The 17327-nt window shown below is 72.1% G+C and carries 16 protein-coding genes and 1 tRNA gene; 16 read left to right on the forward strand and 1 reads right to left on the reverse strand.

Annotated features, from left to right (window positions below):
* Positions 1-17: 17 nt before the first annotated feature.
* From FXO23_RS02295 to FXO23_RS02320, 6 genes are all read left to right on the forward strand, one after another.
* The gene (locus FXO23_RS02295) at positions 18-1439 is read left to right on the forward strand and encodes an amidase (RefSeq protein ID WP_158880212.1); all 1422 of its coding nucleotides are present in this window, start codon (positions 18-20) and stop codon (positions 1437-1439) included.
* A gap of 118 nt (positions 1440-1557) precedes the next feature.
* Positions 1558-1631, forward strand: a tRNA-Pro gene (locus FXO23_RS02300).
* 102 nt (positions 1632-1733) lie between these two features.
* On the forward strand, positions 1734-1964 hold the full coding sequence (locus FXO23_RS02305) for a hypothetical protein (RefSeq protein ID WP_158880215.1): 231 nt from the start codon (positions 1734-1736) through the stop codon (positions 1962-1964).
* A 102-nt stretch (positions 1965-2066) separates the two neighbouring features.
* A complete protein-coding gene (locus FXO23_RS02310; RefSeq protein ID WP_246256838.1) occupies positions 2067-3209 on the forward strand; it encodes a DUF418 domain-containing protein in 1143 nt (380 codons plus the stop codon).
* 17 nt (positions 3210-3226) lie between these two features.
* Complete coding sequence (locus FXO23_RS02315) at positions 3227-4426, forward strand: sensor histidine kinase (protein WP_158880221.1); 1200 nt, start codon at positions 3227-3229, stop codon at positions 4424-4426.
* Positions 4426-5085 carry a response regulator gene (locus FXO23_RS02320; protein WP_158880224.1) on the forward strand — a complete coding sequence of 220 codons (660 nt, stop codon included), beginning with the start codon at positions 4426-4428 and terminating at the stop codon, positions 5083-5085. Before FXO23_RS02315 ends, FXO23_RS02320 begins: the two co-directional genes overlap by 1 nt.
* Before the next feature lie 72 nt (positions 5086-5157).
* On the opposite strand, the gene FXO23_RS02325 is transcribed toward FXO23_RS02320, so the two are convergent.
* Positions 5158-6477 (reverse strand): MFS transporter, encoded by a 1320-nt coding sequence (locus FXO23_RS02325; RefSeq protein ID WP_246256840.1) that lies wholly within the window; start codon positions 6475-6477, stop codon positions 5158-5160.
* Positions 6478-6589: 112 nt separating this feature from the next.
* Between FXO23_RS02325 and FXO23_RS02330 the strand changes: the two genes are divergently transcribed.
* The 10 genes from FXO23_RS02330 (at position 6590) to FXO23_RS02375 (ending at position 17322) form a co-directional block, all read left to right on the forward strand.
* Positions 6590-7075 (forward strand): MarR family winged helix-turn-helix transcriptional regulator, encoded by a 486-nt coding sequence (locus FXO23_RS02330; protein ID WP_158880230.1) that lies wholly within the window; start codon positions 6590-6592, stop codon positions 7073-7075.
* Positions 7076-7140: 65 nt separating this feature from the next.
* Positions 7141-8064 (forward strand): hydroxymethylglutaryl-CoA lyase, encoded by a 924-nt coding sequence (locus FXO23_RS02335; RefSeq protein ID WP_158880233.1) that lies wholly within the window; start codon positions 7141-7143, stop codon positions 8062-8064.
* Positions 8065-8088: 24 nt separating this feature from the next.
* A complete protein-coding gene (locus tag FXO23_RS02340; protein WP_425484831.1) occupies positions 8089-8829 on the forward strand; it encodes an enoyl-CoA hydratase/isomerase family protein in 741 nt (246 codons plus the stop codon).
* Positions 8826-10025 carry a CaiB/BaiF CoA transferase family protein gene (locus FXO23_RS02345; RefSeq protein WP_218951877.1) on the forward strand — a complete coding sequence of 400 codons (1200 nt, stop codon included), beginning with the start codon at positions 8826-8828 and terminating at the stop codon, positions 10023-10025. Before FXO23_RS02340 ends, FXO23_RS02345 begins: the two co-directional genes overlap by 4 nt.
* 1 nt (position 10026) lies before the next feature.
* Entirely contained in the window at positions 10027-10794 is a 768-nt protein-coding gene (locus FXO23_RS02350; RefSeq protein ID WP_158880236.1) for an enoyl-CoA hydratase/isomerase family protein, read from the forward strand.
* The gene (locus FXO23_RS02355) at positions 10791-12380 is read left to right on the forward strand and encodes an AMP-binding protein (protein ID WP_246256842.1); all 1590 of its coding nucleotides are present in this window, start codon (positions 10791-10793) and stop codon (positions 12378-12380) included. Before FXO23_RS02350 ends, FXO23_RS02355 begins: the two co-directional genes overlap by 4 nt.
* On the forward strand, positions 12377-13336 hold the full coding sequence (locus tag FXO23_RS02360; protein ID WP_158880242.1) for an NAD(P)H-dependent flavin oxidoreductase: 960 nt from the start codon (positions 12377-12379) through the stop codon (positions 13334-13336). Before FXO23_RS02355 ends, FXO23_RS02360 begins: the two co-directional genes overlap by 4 nt.
* A 183-nt stretch (positions 13337-13519) precedes the next feature.
* Complete coding sequence (locus FXO23_RS02365; RefSeq protein ID WP_158880245.1) at positions 13520-14965, forward strand: NAD-dependent succinate-semialdehyde dehydrogenase; 1446 nt, start codon at positions 13520-13522, stop codon at positions 14963-14965.
* Between the two features lie 21 nt (positions 14966-14986).
* The gene (locus FXO23_RS02370; protein ID WP_158880248.1) at positions 14987-16282 is read left to right on the forward strand and encodes an aminotransferase family protein; all 1296 of its coding nucleotides are present in this window, start codon (positions 14987-14989) and stop codon (positions 16280-16282) included.
* Positions 16279-17322, forward strand: coding sequence for an extracellular solute-binding protein (locus tag FXO23_RS02375; protein ID WP_158880251.1), 1044 nt, complete (start codon positions 16279-16281; stop codon positions 17320-17322). The genes FXO23_RS02370 and FXO23_RS02375 overlap by 4 nt, the downstream gene beginning before the upstream one ends.
* Positions 17323-17327 lie beyond the last annotated feature (5 nt).

The raw sequence follows: 17327 nt of genomic DNA on the forward strand, positions 1-17327 counted from the left end.
CGTCCAGGAGGTCCATCGTGTCCACATCGGACATTTGCCTGATGACCGCCCGCGAACTGGCGGCCGGCCTCCGGCGCGAGGAGCTGTCCGCGCGGGAAGTGGTGCGCGCGCACCTCGACCGCGTCGAGCTGGCCAATCCGCGGGTCAACGCCATCGTCACGCTCACCGCCGAGCTCGCGCTCGACGCGGCGGCGCGGGCCGATGAGCGGCTGGCGGCCGGGGACGACGTCGGCCCGCTGCACGGGCTCCCGATGGCGCACAAGGACACCCACGAGACCGCGGGCATCCGGACCAGCTACGGCTCCCCGCTGCTGGCCGACTACGTGCCCGCGCGCGACGAGCTGATCGTGCGGCGCCTGCGCGAGGCGGGTGCGATCACCCTCGGCAAGACCAACGTGCCGGAGTTCGGCGCCGGATCGCACACCTTCAACCCGGTGTTCGGTGTCACCCGAAACCCTTACGACACCACGAAATCCGCGGGCGGCAGCAGTGGCGGCGCGGCGGCCGCGCTCGCCTGCGGGATGCATCCGCTTGCCGACGGCAGTGACATGGGCGGCTCACTGCGCAACCCGGCCTCGTTCTGCAACGTGGTCGGCCTGCGCCCGTCGCCGGGCCGGGTGCCGACCTGGCCCGCCGCCATGGCCTGGACCACGATGGCGGTGCAGGGCCCGATGGCCCGCACGGTCGCCGACACCGCGTTCCTGCTGTCGGTGCTGGCCGGCCCGGATCCGCGGTGCCCGATCTCGCTGGAGACGCCCGGCGCCGCGTTCGCCCAACCGCTGGAGGCCGACCCGCGGGGGCTCCGGGTCGCCTGGTCGCCGGATCTGGGCGGTCTGCTGCCGGTGGACCCGCGGGTCACGGCGGTCCTGGAGGCCGCGGTGCGGACCTTCACCGATCTCGGCTGCGCGGTCGAACGGGACTGCCTCGACTTCACCGGCGCCGACGAGGTGTTCCGCACGCTGCGCGCCTGGCAGTTCGCCCAGGCCCACGCCGATCACCTCGACACACGTCGTGACCTGCTCAAACCCAGCCTGATCCGCAACGTCGAGGAGGGCCGGCGGCTGAGCGGCGAGGAGGTCGCGCGCGCCGAGGTCGGGCACACCGAACTGTTCCACCGCGCCCGCGAATTCTTCGAGCGCTACGACCTGCTGTTGCTGCCGGTCAGCCAGGTGCCGCCGTTCGACGCCGAGCTGGAGTACCCGGCCGAGATCGACGGCGAGCCGATGCGCGACTACCTCGACTGGATGCGCTCGGCGTACTTCGTCAGCGCCACCGGCAGCCCGGCGCTCTCCGTGCCCGCCGGGTTCACCCCGGACGGGCTGCCGGTCGGCCTGCAGATCGTCGGCCCGCACCGCGCGGAGATGACCGTGCTGCGCGCCGGGCACGCGTTCGAGCAGGCAACCCGGTGCACCGACCGCAGGCCCGGACTGCCGGGCTAGCAGCCCACCACCGACCCGGGGGCATCCCGCCCGGCGCGCGCCGAGGCCCCGCGCTCAGGGGCGAACGCGCACCGTATAGACTGCTCTCCGTCGTCATCCGGTGGGTGGCGAATGAACGCGGGATGTGGCGCAGCTTGGTAGCGCACCTGACTGGGGGTCAGGGGGTCGCAGGTTCAAATCCTGTCATCCCGACGTCGCTGAAGGGCCTCTGACCTGAGTGTTTCACCAGGTCAGAGGCCTTTGTCGCTTCCGTCCCCGTTGAGCGACTTCTGGTCCGGTGAGGAGCCGGATCCGGTGCCTGACGCCTCGGCGGATCCGAACGGGCCACTCGCCTACCTGGACATCACCGTCTTCGGCTGGCTGAACTACACCTGGACGTCCGGTGCCGGTCAAAACCGCCGACGGCCAGGTGGTCGCCGACCCGGCTCCGAGCCCCTGTCCGGACCATCCCAGCAGAGATACCACCAGTTCATCGGCCACCCCCGCGTCGGCTCCGGCCGGACCGCGCATCAGTCGATCGGTTGATACGCCTGAGTTCGCGGTGGACGTCCGCGCTCGGTCGATTGTCCGATGTCCGGCGATGTTCCGGTCAGCATGCTGCGAGACATGTCATTCAGGGAATCCCGCGTGGGGCCGGCCGCTGTCCGGGAACGACTCCTCGCCCCGGACCTCGCCCGCGGGCTGATGCTCGCGCTGGTGGCGCTGGCGAACTCGGTGCTCTACCTCTACGGCCGGCCGTATGGCCCGCGACAGCACATCATCGAGCAGGACATGCTCGACCGGGTCGTCAGCGTGCTCAACGTGACGTTTGTCGAGGTGCGCGGGTATCCGATGTTCGCCGCCTTGTTCGCCTATGGCGTGGTGCGGATGATGCGGCGACAGCGTGCCGCCCTCGGCTCCGATATCGAAGCCAGGCGAGTGCTACGGCGGAGATTTCGCTGGATGATCGCGTTCGGGTTCGTGCACGCGATGTTGCTGTTCCCCGCCGATGTGCTCGGCCTGTACGGGGTACTGGGCTTCGCGCTGGTGGCGTTGATCCGGGTCAAGGACCGGACGTTGCTCGCGGTCGCCGCTGGGTGGCTGGTGGTCGTCGCCGTGGTCCAGGGGAGCGCCTACGCGACGCCGGCATCCAGCGGCGAGCGCACCTTCTTCTGGTCCTTCGCGGTGGACGATCCGATCAAGGCGCTTGCCCTGCGGCCACTGGAATGGCTCATGACCCCGTTCGGCATTCTCGGCGTCGGCAGCGCCGTCCTGGTCGGCGTCTGGGCGGCCCGGCGTGGGCTGCTCGGCGAACCGGCCCGGCACCGCGCCCTGCTGGTCCGGGCCGGGGTCGGCGGGCTCAGCCTGGCCGTGGCCGGTGGCCTGCCCATGGGCCTGATGGTCGGCGGATTCTGGGAGCCGGCGTCGGAAACCGTCCGGTGGACCGCGTCGGCGGTCCACGCGGTGACCGGGGTCGCCGGTGGCTTGGGCTACGCGGCGCTGATCGGCTTGCTCGCGATCCCGCTCGGCGGCCGGCGCGGCCCGGTGGTCCTGGCGATAACCGCGTGCGGGCAGCGTTCGCTCAGCTGCTACCTGTTCCAGTCGGTGGTGTTCGTGGTGCTGCTGATGCCTTACACCCTGGGGCTGGGCGGGACTCTCGGGTCGGCCGGGGTCGCGTTGGTCGCGCTGGGAACCTGGCTCGTCTCGGTGCTGCTCGCGGACCTGCTGCGGCGAGTCGGCAAGCGCGGACCGGCGGAGGTCTTGCTGCGCCGGCTGACTTACCGGGGGTGAATGGGAGGCTGGGCGGTGTGACATCGGCGGAGGAACGGCTGAGCCTTCAACGGGAACGGCGCTGGAACCAGGTCTGGGCGCTCGCGCCGTACGGGCTGCTGGCACTGGCGTGCGCCGTGTCCCTGGCGCTCGGCACGAGCGATTGGCCGCACCGACTGGGCACGCTGGCCCTCGTCGCGGCGCTGGCGCTGTGGCACGGATGGTTCGTCGTCGGGCATCCGCAATGGTGGGAGCGCGGCACGTGGGCGATGACGGTGTACTTCCTCGGCCTGCTGGCCTGCACCGTGCTCCTCGTGCTCAGGAGCAACGGGTTCCTGCTGTTCGTTCCGGCGTGTTACGTGCTCGCGTTCGTGACCCTGCCCGGCTGGCTCGCGTACGCCGGTGTGGTGGTCGCGAACATCCCGTGGCTGGTGCTGCCGGGAACCGACTTCCGGCGGACCCTGATCACGCTGGTGACGGTGACGCCGCTGGCCGCGTTGATCGGCTGGGCGATCCGGGCGATGGAACGGGAGGCGATCCGGCGGCGGGAGGCCAACAGCAGACTCGTCGCCATCGCGGCCGAGAACGCCCGGTTGCACGCGATGCTGCTGGAACGGGCCAAGGAGACCGGGATCGCGGAGGAACGCGCACGGATAGCTCGCGAGATCCACGACACCGTAGCGCAGGGACTGACCGCGATCGTCACCCAACTGGAAGCCGCCGAGGAACTGATCGCGCCGACCGGCCCGGTGCGCGGCAGGCTGGGCACCGCCAAGCGGTTGGCGCGCACCAGCCTGGTGGAAATCCGCCGATCGATCGAAGCGCTGCGCCCCGGCCCGTTGCAGGACGCCAGACTCGGCGACGCCGTGCAGCAGGCCGTGACAACCTGGCGTGAGCAGTACGGCATTCCCGCGACATTCACCGTGACCGGGACGCCGCGGCCGATGCATTCCGAAGTCGAGGTGACGATCCTGCGCGCGACGCAGGAGACGTTGTCGAACGTCGGCAGGCACGCGCGGGCGGGCCGAGCGGACATCACACTGTCCTATATGGAGGATATGCTCGTCCTGGACGTACGCGACGACGGGATCGGCTTCGACCCCTTGTCCGCCAACGGGTTCGGGCTCACCGCGCTGCGTCAGCGGGTGCGACTGCTGTCCGGTTCCGTGGACATCGAATCCGCGCCCGGATCCGGAACCGTCGTCAGTGTCAGCGTTCCGATGATCGAGGTGGAGTGATGACAGTCTTGCGGTTGGTAGTCGTCGACGACCACCCGGTCGTGCGGGACGGGCTGCGCGGCATGCTCGGCACCCAGCCGGACTTCGAGATCGTCGGCGAGGCCGCGAGCGGGACCGAGGCGTTGACGGTGGTGGCCGCCGCGCGGCCGGACGTGGTGCTGGCGGACCTGCGGATGCCGGACCCCAGCGGCGCCACCCTGATCCGCCTCCTCCGGGAACGGGTCCCCACCACGCGGGTGCTGGTCCTGACCACGCACGACACGGATTCCGACGTGTTGCCCGCCATCGAAGCCGGTGCGATCGGCTATCTGCTCAAAGACGCGCCGCGCGAAGAACTGTTCCGGGCGGTGCGCGCCGCCGGCCGCGACGAGACCGTGCTCTCCGCCTCGGTCGCCGCCCTGCTGCTCCGCCGCATCCGCCCGCCGCGGCCGCTGACCCAGGCCCGGCTGAGCGCGCGGGAACACGAGGTTCTCGCACTGATCGCACGGGGCAAAACCAATCGGGAGGCCGCGGCGGAGCTGTACATCAGCGAGTCCACGGTGAAGACACACCTGCTGCACATCTACGCCAAGCTGGAAGTACCCGACCGGGCTTCCGCGGTCGCCGCCGCGTACCAGCGAGGCATTCTGACCTCCGGGGATGCCCGCGACACACCGTGAGCGGCGTCGGGCTGCGCGTGGAACTCGCCTACCGAAACGGGGAACTCGGTAGACCGAAACGGGGGACTCGCGTCAGGACGGCTGTTCGCGGAGGTCGCCGGGGCGGACGCCGATCAGCAGGAGGGCGACCGCCAGCAGCACGATTCCGGCGCTGATCTGCAGGCCGAGGGCGAGGCTGCCGGTGCCGGCCTGGATGAAGCCGAGCAGGGAGGGCGAGACCGCGGCGGCGAAGGAGCCCATCGAGGTGACGACGGCGATGCCGGTGGCCGCGGCCCGGGTCGACAAGTAGATGGACGGGATCGAGTAGAAGACCGTGAGCCCCGCGTAGTGGGCGGCGGCCAGGATCGCGAGCAGGAGGACGACCAGGCCGACGTTGTGCCCGGCGAAGGAGAGGGCCACCATCGCGCCCGCGGCGACGAGCCAGCTGGCCGCGGCGTGCCAGCGGCGTTCCAGGGTTCGGTCGGAGTGCCGCCCGACGAGCAGCATCACCAGGATTCCGGCCAGCGGTGGCAGGGCGGAGAAGAACCCGAGGTTGAGCACGTTGCCGACACCGGCGTCGGCGATGATGCGCGGCGTCCAGAACGAGACGGCGTTGGCCAGGGTGTAGGCGCCGCAGGCGCAGAGCCCGAGCAGCCACACCTTGCGGTCGCGCAGCGCGGCCAGCAGGCCGTCGTGCCCCGCCCGGTCGCCGGGGTCCTTCCGGCGCTGGTCCTCGTCGAGGTCGGCGCGCACGGCCGCCCGCTCGTCCGCGCGGAGCCAGCGAGCCTGTTCGGGTTCGTCGACGAGCCACCGGAGGACGAGCAGCGCCAGGACGATCGGCGGGATTCCCTCGACGAGGAACAGCCATTGCCAGTCGGCGAGCCCGCCGAGCCCGCCGAATCCGTGCATGATGGCTCCGGAGACGATCGAGCCGAGCACGCCGGAGACCGGCACGCCGACGAAGAAGACCGCGGTCATCCTGGTGCGGCGCGCCGAAGGGAACCAGCGGGACAGGTAGAACAGCGCCCCGGGGAAGAAGCCCGCCTCGGTGACCCCGAGCAGGAACCGGGCGAGGTAGAAGGTCAGCTCGTCGCGCACGAACAGGGTGGCGATGGTGACCGCGCCCCACGAGGCCATGATGCGCACCAGGGTCTTGCGCGCGCCGATCCGGGCGAGCAGGGCGTTGCTGGGGACCTCGAAGAGGATGAAGCCCACGAAGAACAGCGTCACGCCGAGGCCGTAGACCGCCGGGCCGAGCCCGAGGTCGCGGTTCAGTCCCTGCTGGGCGATGCCGATGTTGGTCCGGTCGATGAAGCTGACGATGTAGCAGAGCACCAGCAGCGGCATGATCCGCAACGCGATCTTCCGGTAGGTCGCGGCGCGGTCGACGGCGGTGGTTCCGGTTGCGGCCACGGCGTGCGACTCCTTCGTCGGGGATCCGCCCGGCTGGGGCGGTGGCGTGCAGAGTGTCGGCATCAGGTGTTGACTTTGTCAATACCCGAGGGATGGTCGCTACTATGCCGGTATGGCTCAGCGTGACGGCGGCGGCGACCTGCTCCCCATCTCCGAACTGCTGTCCTACCGCCTGTCCCGCACCTCCTCCGCGCTGTCGCGCAGTGCCGCGCTGCGGTACCGGCGGGAGTTCGACGTGAGTCTCGGTGAGTGGCGGGCGATCGCGCTGATCGCCGCGGACGCGACGCTGACCCTCAACCGGCTGGCCCGCCGCGCGGGTCTGGACAAGGCGCAGATGAGCCGGGTGGTCACCAAACTGGCCGAGCGGGGACTGGTCGACCGGACGCCCGGTTCCGGCCGCACCTCGCAACTCTCGCTCACCTCCGAGGGGCAGAAGGTCTACAGAGGACTCATCGGGGCCGCGAACGAGCGGGACGCGACCTTCCTGGGGCTGCTGTCCCGGCACGAGCGCGAGGTGCTCGACCGGGCCCTCGGGAAGCTCGCGGATCTCGCGCTGGAACTGGAGCGGCAGGAGCGGGACGCGCTCGGCGACGACTGATCGGCCTGTTGACATTATCAACAGCTTGCCGTAGTCATGGAGTCATCCATTGAGGAGGTGACGCCATGGCCGACGCGGTCACGATCTGCGAATGCTTCGCCCGCGACGGGCTCCAGCACGAACCGGTCTTCCTCCCGACCGCCACCAAGGTCGCCCTGCTGGAACGGTTCGTGGCCGCGGGATTCACCCGCGTCGAGGCGACCGCCTACAGCCATCCCGGCCGGGTGCCCGCCTTCGCCGACGCGAGCGAGGTGCTCGCCGCGGCGCCGCGCGGCGGCGGAGTCGCGCTGAAGGCGACCTGCCCGAACCCGCGGGCCGTCGAGCGCGCGCTCGCCGACCTCGACCGCGGCGCGGGGGCGGACGAGCTGAGCCTGCTCGTGTCGGCGAGCGAGAGCCACACCGAGCGCAACCTGCGCACGACCCGGGCCCGGCAGTGGGAGCGCGTCACCGAGATGGCCCGGCTCGCCGGTGGCCGCTTCCGGTTGATCGGGGTGGTGTCGGTCGCCTTCGGCTGCCCGTTCGAAGGTCACGTCGATCCCGGGCGGGTCATCGAGGACGTGGCGCGCTTCGCCGACCTCGGCGCCGGCGCGGTCACCCTCGGCGACACCACCGGGGTGGCGACCCCGGTGGCCGTCGCCGCGATGTTCCGCCGGCTGGAAACCGAACTCCCGGGCCTGCCGGTGATCGCGCACTTCCACAACACGCGCGGCGCCGGGATCGCGAACGCCGTCGCCGCGCTGGAGGCGGGGTGCCGGAACTTCGACAGCGCGCTCGGCGGGGTCGGCGGGCATCCCGCCGCCATCGAGTACGGCGCCGGGCTCACCGGCAACGTCTGCACCGAGGATCTGGTCGCCCTGTTCGAGGCGATGGGCGTGCGCACCGGTCTGGACCTCGACGCCCTCGCCGCCGCGTCGCGCGCCTGCGAGGCCGCGCTGGGACGCGAACTGCACAGCATGGTCGCCCGCGCGGGCTTCGCGCGGTCCGCCTGAACCCCTGCCGACAAGGAGATCTTCTTGACCGTCACCACCACCGGCGAACCGCTGCTCGTCGAGGATCGCGGGCCGGTGCGCGTGCTGACCCTCAACCGGCCCGCCAAGCTGAACGCGTTGAACACCGCGCTGACCCGGGCCCTGGACGAGGCGCTGCGCGCGGCCGACCGGGAGCCGTCGGTCCGCGCCGTCGTGCTGACCGGCAGCGGGCGCGGGTTCTGCGCGGGCGCGGACCTCACCGAGTTCGCGGAGTTGACCCCGGACAACCAGGCGCGGGTGCTGGACCGGGCCGAGCTGACCGCCACTGTCCAAACGCGACTGCAACGGCTCGGGAAACCGGTCGTGTCCGCGGTGCGCGGCGCCGCCGTCGGTGGCGGCGCCGGGCTGGCCATCGGGGCCGATATGGCGGTGGCCGGAACCGATCTGAAGTTCGGCTACCCCGAGCTGCGGCATTCGCTCGTCCCGGCCCTGGTGATGACCGGGCTGCAGCGCCACCTCGGCCGCAAACTCGCCTTCGAGCTGATCAGCACCGGCAGGCTGCTCGACGCCGCCGAGGCCGCCGGGCACGGCCTGGTCAACCGGGTCGTCGAGCCCGGGCAGGTGCTGGCCACCGCGCTCGGCATCGCCGAGGGCTGGGCCGCGGTCGAGCCGCGGGCGATGCGCGCGGCCAAGGAACTCTTCCACCGGGTCGCCGATCTGCCGTACGAGGCCGCCATGCGCGCCGGGCAGGACGTCAACGCCCTCATGCGCGGGTTCCGCCGGTGAGCGCGGCTCCCGGCCTCCTGGCGGGCGTGACCGTCCTCGACTTCTCGCGCGTGCTGGCCGCGCCGATGGCCACCCAGATCCTGGCCGAACTCGGCGCCACCGTGGTGAAGATCGAGCGCCCGGGGACCGGCGACGAGACCCGCGGGTTCGAACCCCGGCTCCCGCACGGGGAGAGCGCGTATTTCTTCGCGTTCAACCGCGGGAAGCGTTCGGTCACCTTGGACCTGAAGTCCCCGCGCGGGCGGGAACTCGCCCGGGGACTCGCGCTGCGGGCGGACGTCGTGGTGGAGAACTTCCTGCCCGGGGTGATGGACCGGTTCGGCCTCGGCTACGCCGGCCTTGCCGCGGAGAACCCGGGTCTCGTCTACGTTTCCGCCACCGGTTTCGGGCAGAGCGGCCCGGACCGGCACCGCAAGGGCTACGACACGGTGTTCCAGGCGCTGTCCGGGGTGATGGCCCTGACCGGCCCGCCGGACGGGCCCCCGGTGAAGACCGGGGTCCCGGTGGCCGATCTGACCTCGGGGCTGTGGGTGGTCATCGCCGTGCTCAGCGGGCTCGCCGGACGCGTCGCGAGCGGGCGGGGACGCCACCTCGACATCGCCATGATGGACGTCCAGCTCAGCCTGCACGCGCTCAACGCCGCCCGGTACTTCGCCCTGGGGGAGGAGCCGGTGCGGACCGGGACCGAGCACCCGGGCCGGGTGCCCTCGGCCGCCTTCCGCGACGCGGACGGGGAATGGCTGCACATCAGCGCGAGTGACCAGCACTGGGTTCCGCTGTGCCACGTGCTGGGGCTCGACGATCTCGCGGCGGATCGCCGGCTGCGCGGCAACGCCGGTCGCGTCGCCGAACGGGAGCGGGTCATGCGTGCGCTGACCGACGCCATCGCCCGGCGGGAACGGGGGCCGCTGCTCGCCGCGCTGCGCGCCGCCGAGGTGCCCGCCGGGGAGGTGCGCGGGCTGCGCGAGGCCCTGGCGGATCCGCACGCCGCGGCGCGCGGTGTCGTGGCCGGATTCGACCACCCGACCGAGGGCGCCTTCCCCGCGTTGCGGACCCCGCTGCGCGAGACCGGCGAGCCGCCGCCGGAGACCTGCCCGCCCCCGCTGCTCGGCGCGGACACCGAGGACGTGCTCGCGACGATGCTCGGCGTGCCGCCCGGGGAACTCGCCCAACTGCGAATCGAAGGGGTGATCTGAAGTGTCCACAGTGGACCGGGTGACCTGCGAGGTGGCCGCCGGGATCGCCCGGGTCGTGCTGGCGCGCCCGGCGGCGCGCAACGCCGTCGACCTGCCGATGTGCCTGCGGCTGCGGGAGGTCTTCGAGGAGATCGACGCCGACGGCGGCGTCCGGGCCGTGCTGCTGTCCGCGGCCGGGCCGTCCTTCTGCGCCGGGGCCGACCTGCGGGAGCGGACGGACAAGGACGCGGCCTGGGTGCGGCGCAGGCGGATCGCGTCCTTCGCCGCGTACAGCGCGATCGAACGGTGCCGCCATCCGGTGGTCGCGCTGGTGCACGGCGCGGTCGTCGGTTCGGGCGGGGAGATCGTGCTCGCCGCGGACTTCGCGGTCGCCGCCGAGGACGCGGTGTTCCGGTTCCCGGAGCCGCACTGGGGAACCGTGGGCGCCACCCAGCGGCTGCCGCGTGCCGTCGGGAAGCGGCGGGCCAAGGAACTGCTGTTCACCAACCGCCCGGTCACCGCGGCCGAGGCGCGCGAACTCGGGCTGGTCAACCGCGTGGTGCCGGGGGAGCGGCTCGCCGAGACGGGAACGGAGATCGCGCATACGATCCGCCAGGCGCCCCCGCTGGCGATCGCGCTCACCAAGCGGGCGGTCGACCTCGGTCACGAGACCGATCTCGACCGGGGGATCCGGATCGAGCTGGCCGCGATCGAGCACGGCCTGGCCGACGGCGGCTGGCGCGACGGTGTCGACGCCTTCGCCCGGCGGGGCACGGCCGAGGAGGAATGATGGAACTCAGGACCGCGTGCCCGCTGACCGTGCACGAGGCGCTGGACCGGGCCGCCCTGCTCGCGCCGGACGTCGAAGCCGTGGTCACCGCCGACGCGCGGATCACCTACGGCGAACTCGCCGGGGAGGTGGTCCGGATCCGGTCCGCGCTGGCCGCGCACGGGATCCGCCGCGGCGACCGGGTCGGACTGTGCCTGGGCAACGAACCGCGCTGGGTCGCGCTGTTCCTCGCCCTCGGCTCGCTGGGCGCGCTGACCGTTCCGCTCAACACCCGGTGGCGGACCGGGGAAATCCGCGACGCCCTCGCCCGGTCCCGCGTCACCACGCTGTTCGTCGCCGACCGGGTCGTGCGCGTCGACTTCGTCGCGATGCTCCGCGAACTCGGCCTGGACGGGGAAAACCTGCCGGTTCCCGGCCTGCCCGATCTCGAGCGGGTCGTCGTGCTGGGCGAAGATTCGCCCGACTGGCCGGACTTCCTGGCCCGCGGCGGCGCCGACGTGCCGCCGTGCGCCGAGCCGGAGGACCTGCTGCTGGTCCAGTACACCTCGGGCACCACCGCCCGGCCGAAGGGCGTGCTGCTCACCCACCGCAGCATGTGCGCCGACGCGTTCTTCTCCGGTGCGCGCCTGGGCCTGCGGCCCGGCGACCGGTTCCACAGCGCGCGCCCGTTCTTCCACGTCGCCGGGAGCACGCTGTCCGTGCTCGCGTCGATCCAGCACGCCACGACCCTGGTCACCATGCCGCGGTTCGAACCGGCCGAGGCGCTGCGGCTGATGGAGGCCGAGCGCTGCACCCACTTCTCCGGGAACGACACGATCGCGCTGATGCTGCTGAACCATCCGGACCGCGCCCGGCGGAAGCTGTGGCTGCGCGGCGCCTGGGTCGCGGCCTCGCCCGCGGTGCTCCGCCGCGTGATCGGTGAACTCGGCGCGGTGGAATGCGTGGCGGGCTACGGGCTTTCCGAGGCGTCGCCGAACGTGGCGCAGTCCTGCTGGTGGGAGGACCGCGAGTTGCGCGCCTCCGGCGCCATGCGGGTCGAACCCGGGGTCGAGGTCCGGATCCGGGCGCCGGCGGGGGACCGGGACTGCGGGCCCGGCGAGCCCGGTTCGATCCTGGTGCGCGGCTGGAACGTCATGCGCGGTTACCTCGACGCGCCCGAGCAGACCGCGGCCGTGCTCGACGCGGACGGCTGGCTGTCCACCGGCGACGTCGGGCTGCTCGACGAGACCGGCCGCCTGCATTTCACCGGGCGCACCAAGGACATCATCCGGGTCGGCGGGGAGAACGTGGCCCCCGCGGAGGTCGAGGACGCCCTGCACCGGCACCCGGGCATCCGGCAGGCCGCGGTGGTCGGGGTGCCCGACGACCGGCTCCTCGAGGTTCCGTTCGCCTTCGTCGTCCTCAACGAGGGGGCCGCGGTCACCGAAGCCGAGCTGCTGGCCTGGGCGCGCGAGCGGATGGCCGGGTTCAAGGCGCCCCGTTACTTCCGGATCGTCGAAGGGTTCGAGCGGACCGCGAGCGCGAAGGTGCGCAAGGACCGGCTGGCCGCCCGCGCCCGCGAACTGATCGGAGAGACCGGCCCATGACGGCGATTCCGACCCCGGTCACCCGGCTGCTGGGCGTCGAGCTGCCGATCGTGCAGGCCGGGATGTCCTGGGCCTCCTCGTGCTCGGCGCTCCCGCTCGCGGTCAGCCGGGCCGGTGGGCTGGGCGTGGTGGCCGCCGGGCCGATGCGCCTCGACGATCTGGACCGGACCCTGGGGGAGATGCGGCGGGGGACCGATCGCCCGTGGGCGGTGAACCTGCCGCTCTACCGCAAGGGGGCGCAGGAGGTCATCGACCTCCTGCTCGAGCACCGCCCGCCGGTGCTGATCGCCTCCCAGGGCGGGCCCCGGCGCTACCTCGACCGGTTCCACGCCGCCGGGACGATCTGCCTGCACGTCGTCGCCGGAACCGAACACGCCCGGAAGGCGGCCGGAGCCGGGGTCGACGGGCTCGTCGTGGTGGGCGCCGAGGCGGGCGGGCATCCCCCGCCTTCGATGGTGGGCACCGGAGTGCTCGTGCGCGCGGTGGTGACGGCCGTCCCGGGCACCCCGGTCATCGCGTCGGGGGGCATCGCGGACGGGGCAGGGCTGGCCGCGATGCTCGCGCTCGGCGCGGGCGGCGCGCAGTTCGGCACCCGGTTCCTCGCGAGCGACGAGGCCACCGTCCATCCGGCCTACAAGGCGGCCGTGGCCGGAGCGTCCATCGAGGACACCCGGACCGTCGGGCACGGCCTGGGCACGATTCGCGGGATCGCGAACGAGTTCACCGCGCGCATGGCCGAGCTGGAGCGCGTCGCGGCCCCGCTCGACGCCCGCCGCGAGGCGTTCGACGCCGCGACCCTGCGCGACGCGGCGCTGCACGGTGACGTCAGCGGCGGCAAGGTCGAGGCCGGGCAGTCGGCCGGGCTGGTGGACGAGGTCCTCCCGGCGGCGAAGATCGTCGAGCGGATCGTCGCCGAGTACGAGCGGGCGCGGCACCGCCTCCCCGCCGCCAGGTAGGTCGTGAGTGTTCCGGCCGGTTCTAACCGGTCTGTCCACTCACGACCCCCCACACCCGGCGCCCTCGTGCAGAAGGCGCTCCGCCCCCAGGTTCTGCCATTCAGGTGTTGACATTCTCAACACTCGGGCTGAGACTCTGCGAGTGAACCGGTGCATCGGGGCACGGCGAGGAAGGGATCCGAGATGTCCGTCAACTCCGCGGCGACGTTGTTGATCAACGGAAAATGGCAGGAGGGCAACGGGAACTTCGATGTGCTGGATCCCGCCACCCTGGACGTCATCGGGCAGGCGGCGGACGGTGACCGCGACGACGCGGCCGCGGCGCTGGACGCGGCCTGCGCCGCGTTCGACGGCTGGCGGTCGGCGGGCGCCGAGCGGCGCGGCGACCTGCTGCGCCAGGCGGCCGCGGGGATCCGGGCGCGAGCGGAGTCCCTGGCGAGCCTGCTGACCAGTGAGAACGGCAAGCCGCTGGCGGAGTCCCGGGGCGAGTTGCTCGGCAGCGCGCGCATGCTGGAGTGGAGCGCGGAGCAGGGCAGGCGGGCCGACGGGCGGGTGACCCCGGCCTCCGGTTCCGGGCCGGGGCTGGTGCTGAAGTCCCCGGTCGGACCCGCCCTGGCCATCACGCCGTGGAACTTCCCCGCCAGCATGCTGATCCGCAAGGTCGGCCTCGCCCTGGCCGCGGGCGTCCCGTTGATCGTGAAACCGGCCGAGCAGACGCCGTTGATCGCCGCCGAGCTGATCGGCATCGTCAACGACGCCGGGCTCCCGCCGGGCGTCCTCCAGTGCGTGACCACGTCCCGCCCCGCGGAGGTGGCGGGCGCGCTGCTGGCCGACGAGCGCCTGCGCAAGGTCAGTTTCACCGGATCGACCGAGGTGGGCCTGGGCCTGGTGCGCGGCACCGAGAACCACCTGCGCCGCATCTCGCTCGAACTGGGCGGGCACTCGCCGGCGATCGTGTTCCCGGACGCGGACGTGCCCGCCGCGGCGGCCGGGGTCGCGGCGGCGAAGTTCTTCAACGCCGGGCAGAGCTGCATCGCGATCAACCGGCTCTACGTGCACCGCGAGGTGCGGGACGAGTTCCTGGAACTGCTGGAGCGGAAGGTGGCCGCGCTGCGGCTGGGACACGGCTCGGCGTCGGGAACGACCACCGGCCCGCTGATCGACCGCGCGGGCCTGGCGAAGGTGGAACGGCACGTCGAGGACGCGGTCTCGCGGGGCGCGACGGTGATGCTCGGCGGCCGCCGCTGGGAACCGGCGGATCCCGCGCTGGCGGGCGCCTTCTACGAGCCGACGATCCTCACCGGCGCCGACGACGGCATGCGGATCACGCACGAGGAGACGTTCGGGCCGGTGCTGCCGGTCTACTCGTTCGACACCGACGAAGAAGCGATCGCGCGGGCCAACCGCACCGATTACGGGCTCGCGGCCTACGTGTTCTCCGGTGGCCTCGCCCGCACCTGGAACGCCGTCGAGCGGCTGAACTTCGGGGTGATCGGCGTGAACGAACCGGGCCCGGTGCGCCCCGAACTCCCCTTCGGCGGCATGAAGAACAGCGGCCAGGAACGAGAAGGCGGAGCCGAGGGCATCGAGGCCTACCTGGAGACGAAGGCCGTCTCGATCAGGTTCTGACCGGAAAGCGGAGGCGGCGAAATGACCAGCACGGAAACCGGCACCGAACGCGCCACCCGGCTCGCCGAACGGGACGCGCGGACGATCATCCACCCGCACACCACGATCGGCGCGCCGGACCCGGCCGTGGTGTTCGACCGCGGGCACGGCGCGTTGCTCTGGGACGTGGCGGGAAAGTCCTATGTGGACGGAACCTGCGGGCTGTGGCAGTGCCCGGTCGGGCACGGGCGCCGCGAGCTGGCGGAGGCGGCCGCCGAGCAGATCGAGAAGCTGGAGTTCTACTCGTCCTTCGGCGACTACTCCAACGAACCCTCGATCGCGCTCGCCGAGCGCCTGCTCGGCCTCGCCCCGCCGGGACTGGACCGGGTGTTCTTCACCAACGGCGGTTCGGAAGGCGTGGAGACCGCCATCAAGCTGGCCCGGCTCGCCCAGACCCGGGACAACCCCGAACGCACCGTCATCCTGGCCCGCACCGGCGGGTACCACGGCATGGGCGGCGGATCGCTGGCCGCCACCGGAATCGACCGGCTGCGCGCGGGGTTCGGCCCGCTCCTGCCCGGTGTCGAGTTCCTCGGCAAACCGCACGAACTGGTGCACGGCGAGGGCGCGACCGATCTGCTGATCGCCGAACTGGAACGGCGGATCGCCGAGATCGGCCCGCACCGGATCGCCGCGTTCATCGGCGAACCGGTGCTGGGCGTCGGCGGCATGGTCCCGCCGCCGCGCGACTACTGGCCGCGGGTTCAGGAAGTGCTTCGGCGGGCAGGAATCCTGCTGATCGTCGACGAGATCGTGACCGCGTTCGGCCGGACGGGGCACTGGTTCGCCTCCGGCCACTACGGGATCGACCCGGACATGATCGTCACCGCCAAGGGGATCACCAGCGGCTACATCCCGATGGGCGCCGTGCTGATCGGCCGCCGCGTGCTGGAACTGGCCGACGGGGCGACCTTCCTGCACGGCTTCACCTACAACGGTCATCCGGTCGGCGCCGCGGTCGCGCTCGCGAACCTGGACATCCTGGAACGCGAGGGCCTGCTCGACCGCGCGAAGGTCGCCGGCGCCCGGATCCTGGACGGGCTGCGGCCGCTGGAGACCCTGGACCACGTCCGCGAGGTGCGCGGGATCGGGCTGATGCTCGGGGTGGAACTCGACCGCGACGCGGCGAGCGTCCAGTCCGGAGCCCGCGCGGACGGCCTGATCGTGCGCGCCGCGGGAAACAACATCGTGCTCTCCCCGCCGCTGGTGATCACCGACGAGCAGGCCGGCACCCTGGTGCGCGTCGTGCGCGAGCACGTCGAGGCGATGCCGTTATGACGGCCGGGCGCAGGCGCGGCAAGCTCGCGCCGATCGCCGTGCTCCTGGTGCTGAGCGTGCTCACCGGATGCGGCGGCGGCCCGGCGGGCGAGTCGCTCACCTTCGTCTCCACCGGCAGCGAGTTCCAGGACGGGCAGCGGAAGGCGTGGCAGGAGCCCTACACCGCGGCCACCGGCGTCCGGTTCCGCAACGACGGCCCGGTCGACGAGGCGAAGCTGCGCTCGATGGTCGACGCGGGCAAGGTCACCTGGGACGTGGTCGACACCAGCGCCGCCGCGGCCGAGCAGTACTGCGGGAAGTACCTGGAGAAACTGGACTTCTCGATCGTCGACCGGTCGAGGTACCCGGCGGGCACGGTGAGCGAATGCGGAGTGCCCGCGTACTTCTACAGCATCATCTTCATGTACGACACCAGGAAGTACGGGAACCAGCCGCCGACGCGCATCGCCGACTTCTTCGACCCGGTGAAATACCCCGGCAGGCGGATCGTGCCCCCCGAACTCGCGACCGGCCTGCTGGAGGACGCGCTGCTGGCGGACGGGGTTCCGGCGGCGAACCTCTACCCCCTCGACGTCGAGCGGGCGCTGCGCAAGGTCGGCGCGATCCGGAACCTGACCACGTTCGCCAAGACCTACGGGCAGATCCAGCAGTCCATGGTGGACGGTCAGGTCGACCTGGCGCTGGTGTCCACGGCACGGGCCTACCAGACGCTGAAGGCGGGCGCCCCGTTCCGGCCGGTCTGGGACAAGACCATCGTGAACTGGAACGACCTCGTGGTGCCCAAGGGGTCGGGCAACCGGGACGCGGCGATGCGGTTCATCGAGTTCAGCGCGCGGGACGCGCAGTCGGCGAAGTTCTCCGAACTCGCTTCCGTGCAACCGGTGAACGAGGCGATCAAACCCGCGTTCGACGCCGTGCAGCGGCAGATCGACGCGTTCTCACCGGAACACCGGTCCAGCGTGGTGCTCGGTGACGCGGCGTGGTGGGCGCGGAACTTCGACGCGGTGACCGCCAGGTTCACCGCCTGGCTGGCCGGATAGGAGGG

The sequence above is a fragment of the Amycolatopsis anabasis genome (assembly GCF_009765355.1).
Lineage (GTDB): Bacteria > Actinomycetota > Actinomycetes > Mycobacteriales > Pseudonocardiaceae > Amycolatopsis > Amycolatopsis anabasis.

What these genes read in the sequence shown, in the direction of transcription:
- FXO23_RS02370 (WP_158880248.1), top strand. Translation starts at nt 14,987, where the DNA reads ATGACCAGCACGGAAACCGGCACCGAACGCGCCACCCGGCTCGCCGAA.
- FXO23_RS02360 (WP_158880242.1), top strand. Translation starts at nt 12,377, where the DNA reads ATGACGGCGATTCCGACCCCGGTCACCCGGCTGCTGGGCGTCGAGCTG.
- FXO23_RS02375 (WP_158880251.1), top strand. Translation starts at nt 16,279, where the DNA reads ATGACGGCCGGGCGCAGGCGCGGCAAGCTCGCGCCGATCGCCGTGCTC.
- FXO23_RS02335 (WP_158880233.1), top strand. Translation starts at nt 7,141, where the DNA reads ATGGCCGACGCGGTCACGATCTGCGAATGCTTCGCCCGCGACGGGCTC.
- FXO23_RS02365 (WP_158880245.1), top strand. Translation starts at nt 13,520, where the DNA reads ATGTCCGTCAACTCCGCGGCGACGTTGTTGATCAACGGAAAATGGCAG.
- FXO23_RS02330 (WP_158880230.1), top strand. Translation starts at nt 6,590, where the DNA reads ATGGCTCAGCGTGACGGCGGCGGCGACCTGCTCCCCATCTCCGAACTG.
- FXO23_RS02320 (WP_158880224.1), top strand. Translation starts at nt 4,426, where the DNA reads ATGACAGTCTTGCGGTTGGTAGTCGTCGACGACCACCCGGTCGTGCGG.
- FXO23_RS02355 (WP_246256842.1), top strand. Translation starts at nt 10,791, where the DNA reads ATGATGGAACTCAGGACCGCGTGCCCGCTGACCGTGCACGAGGCGCTG.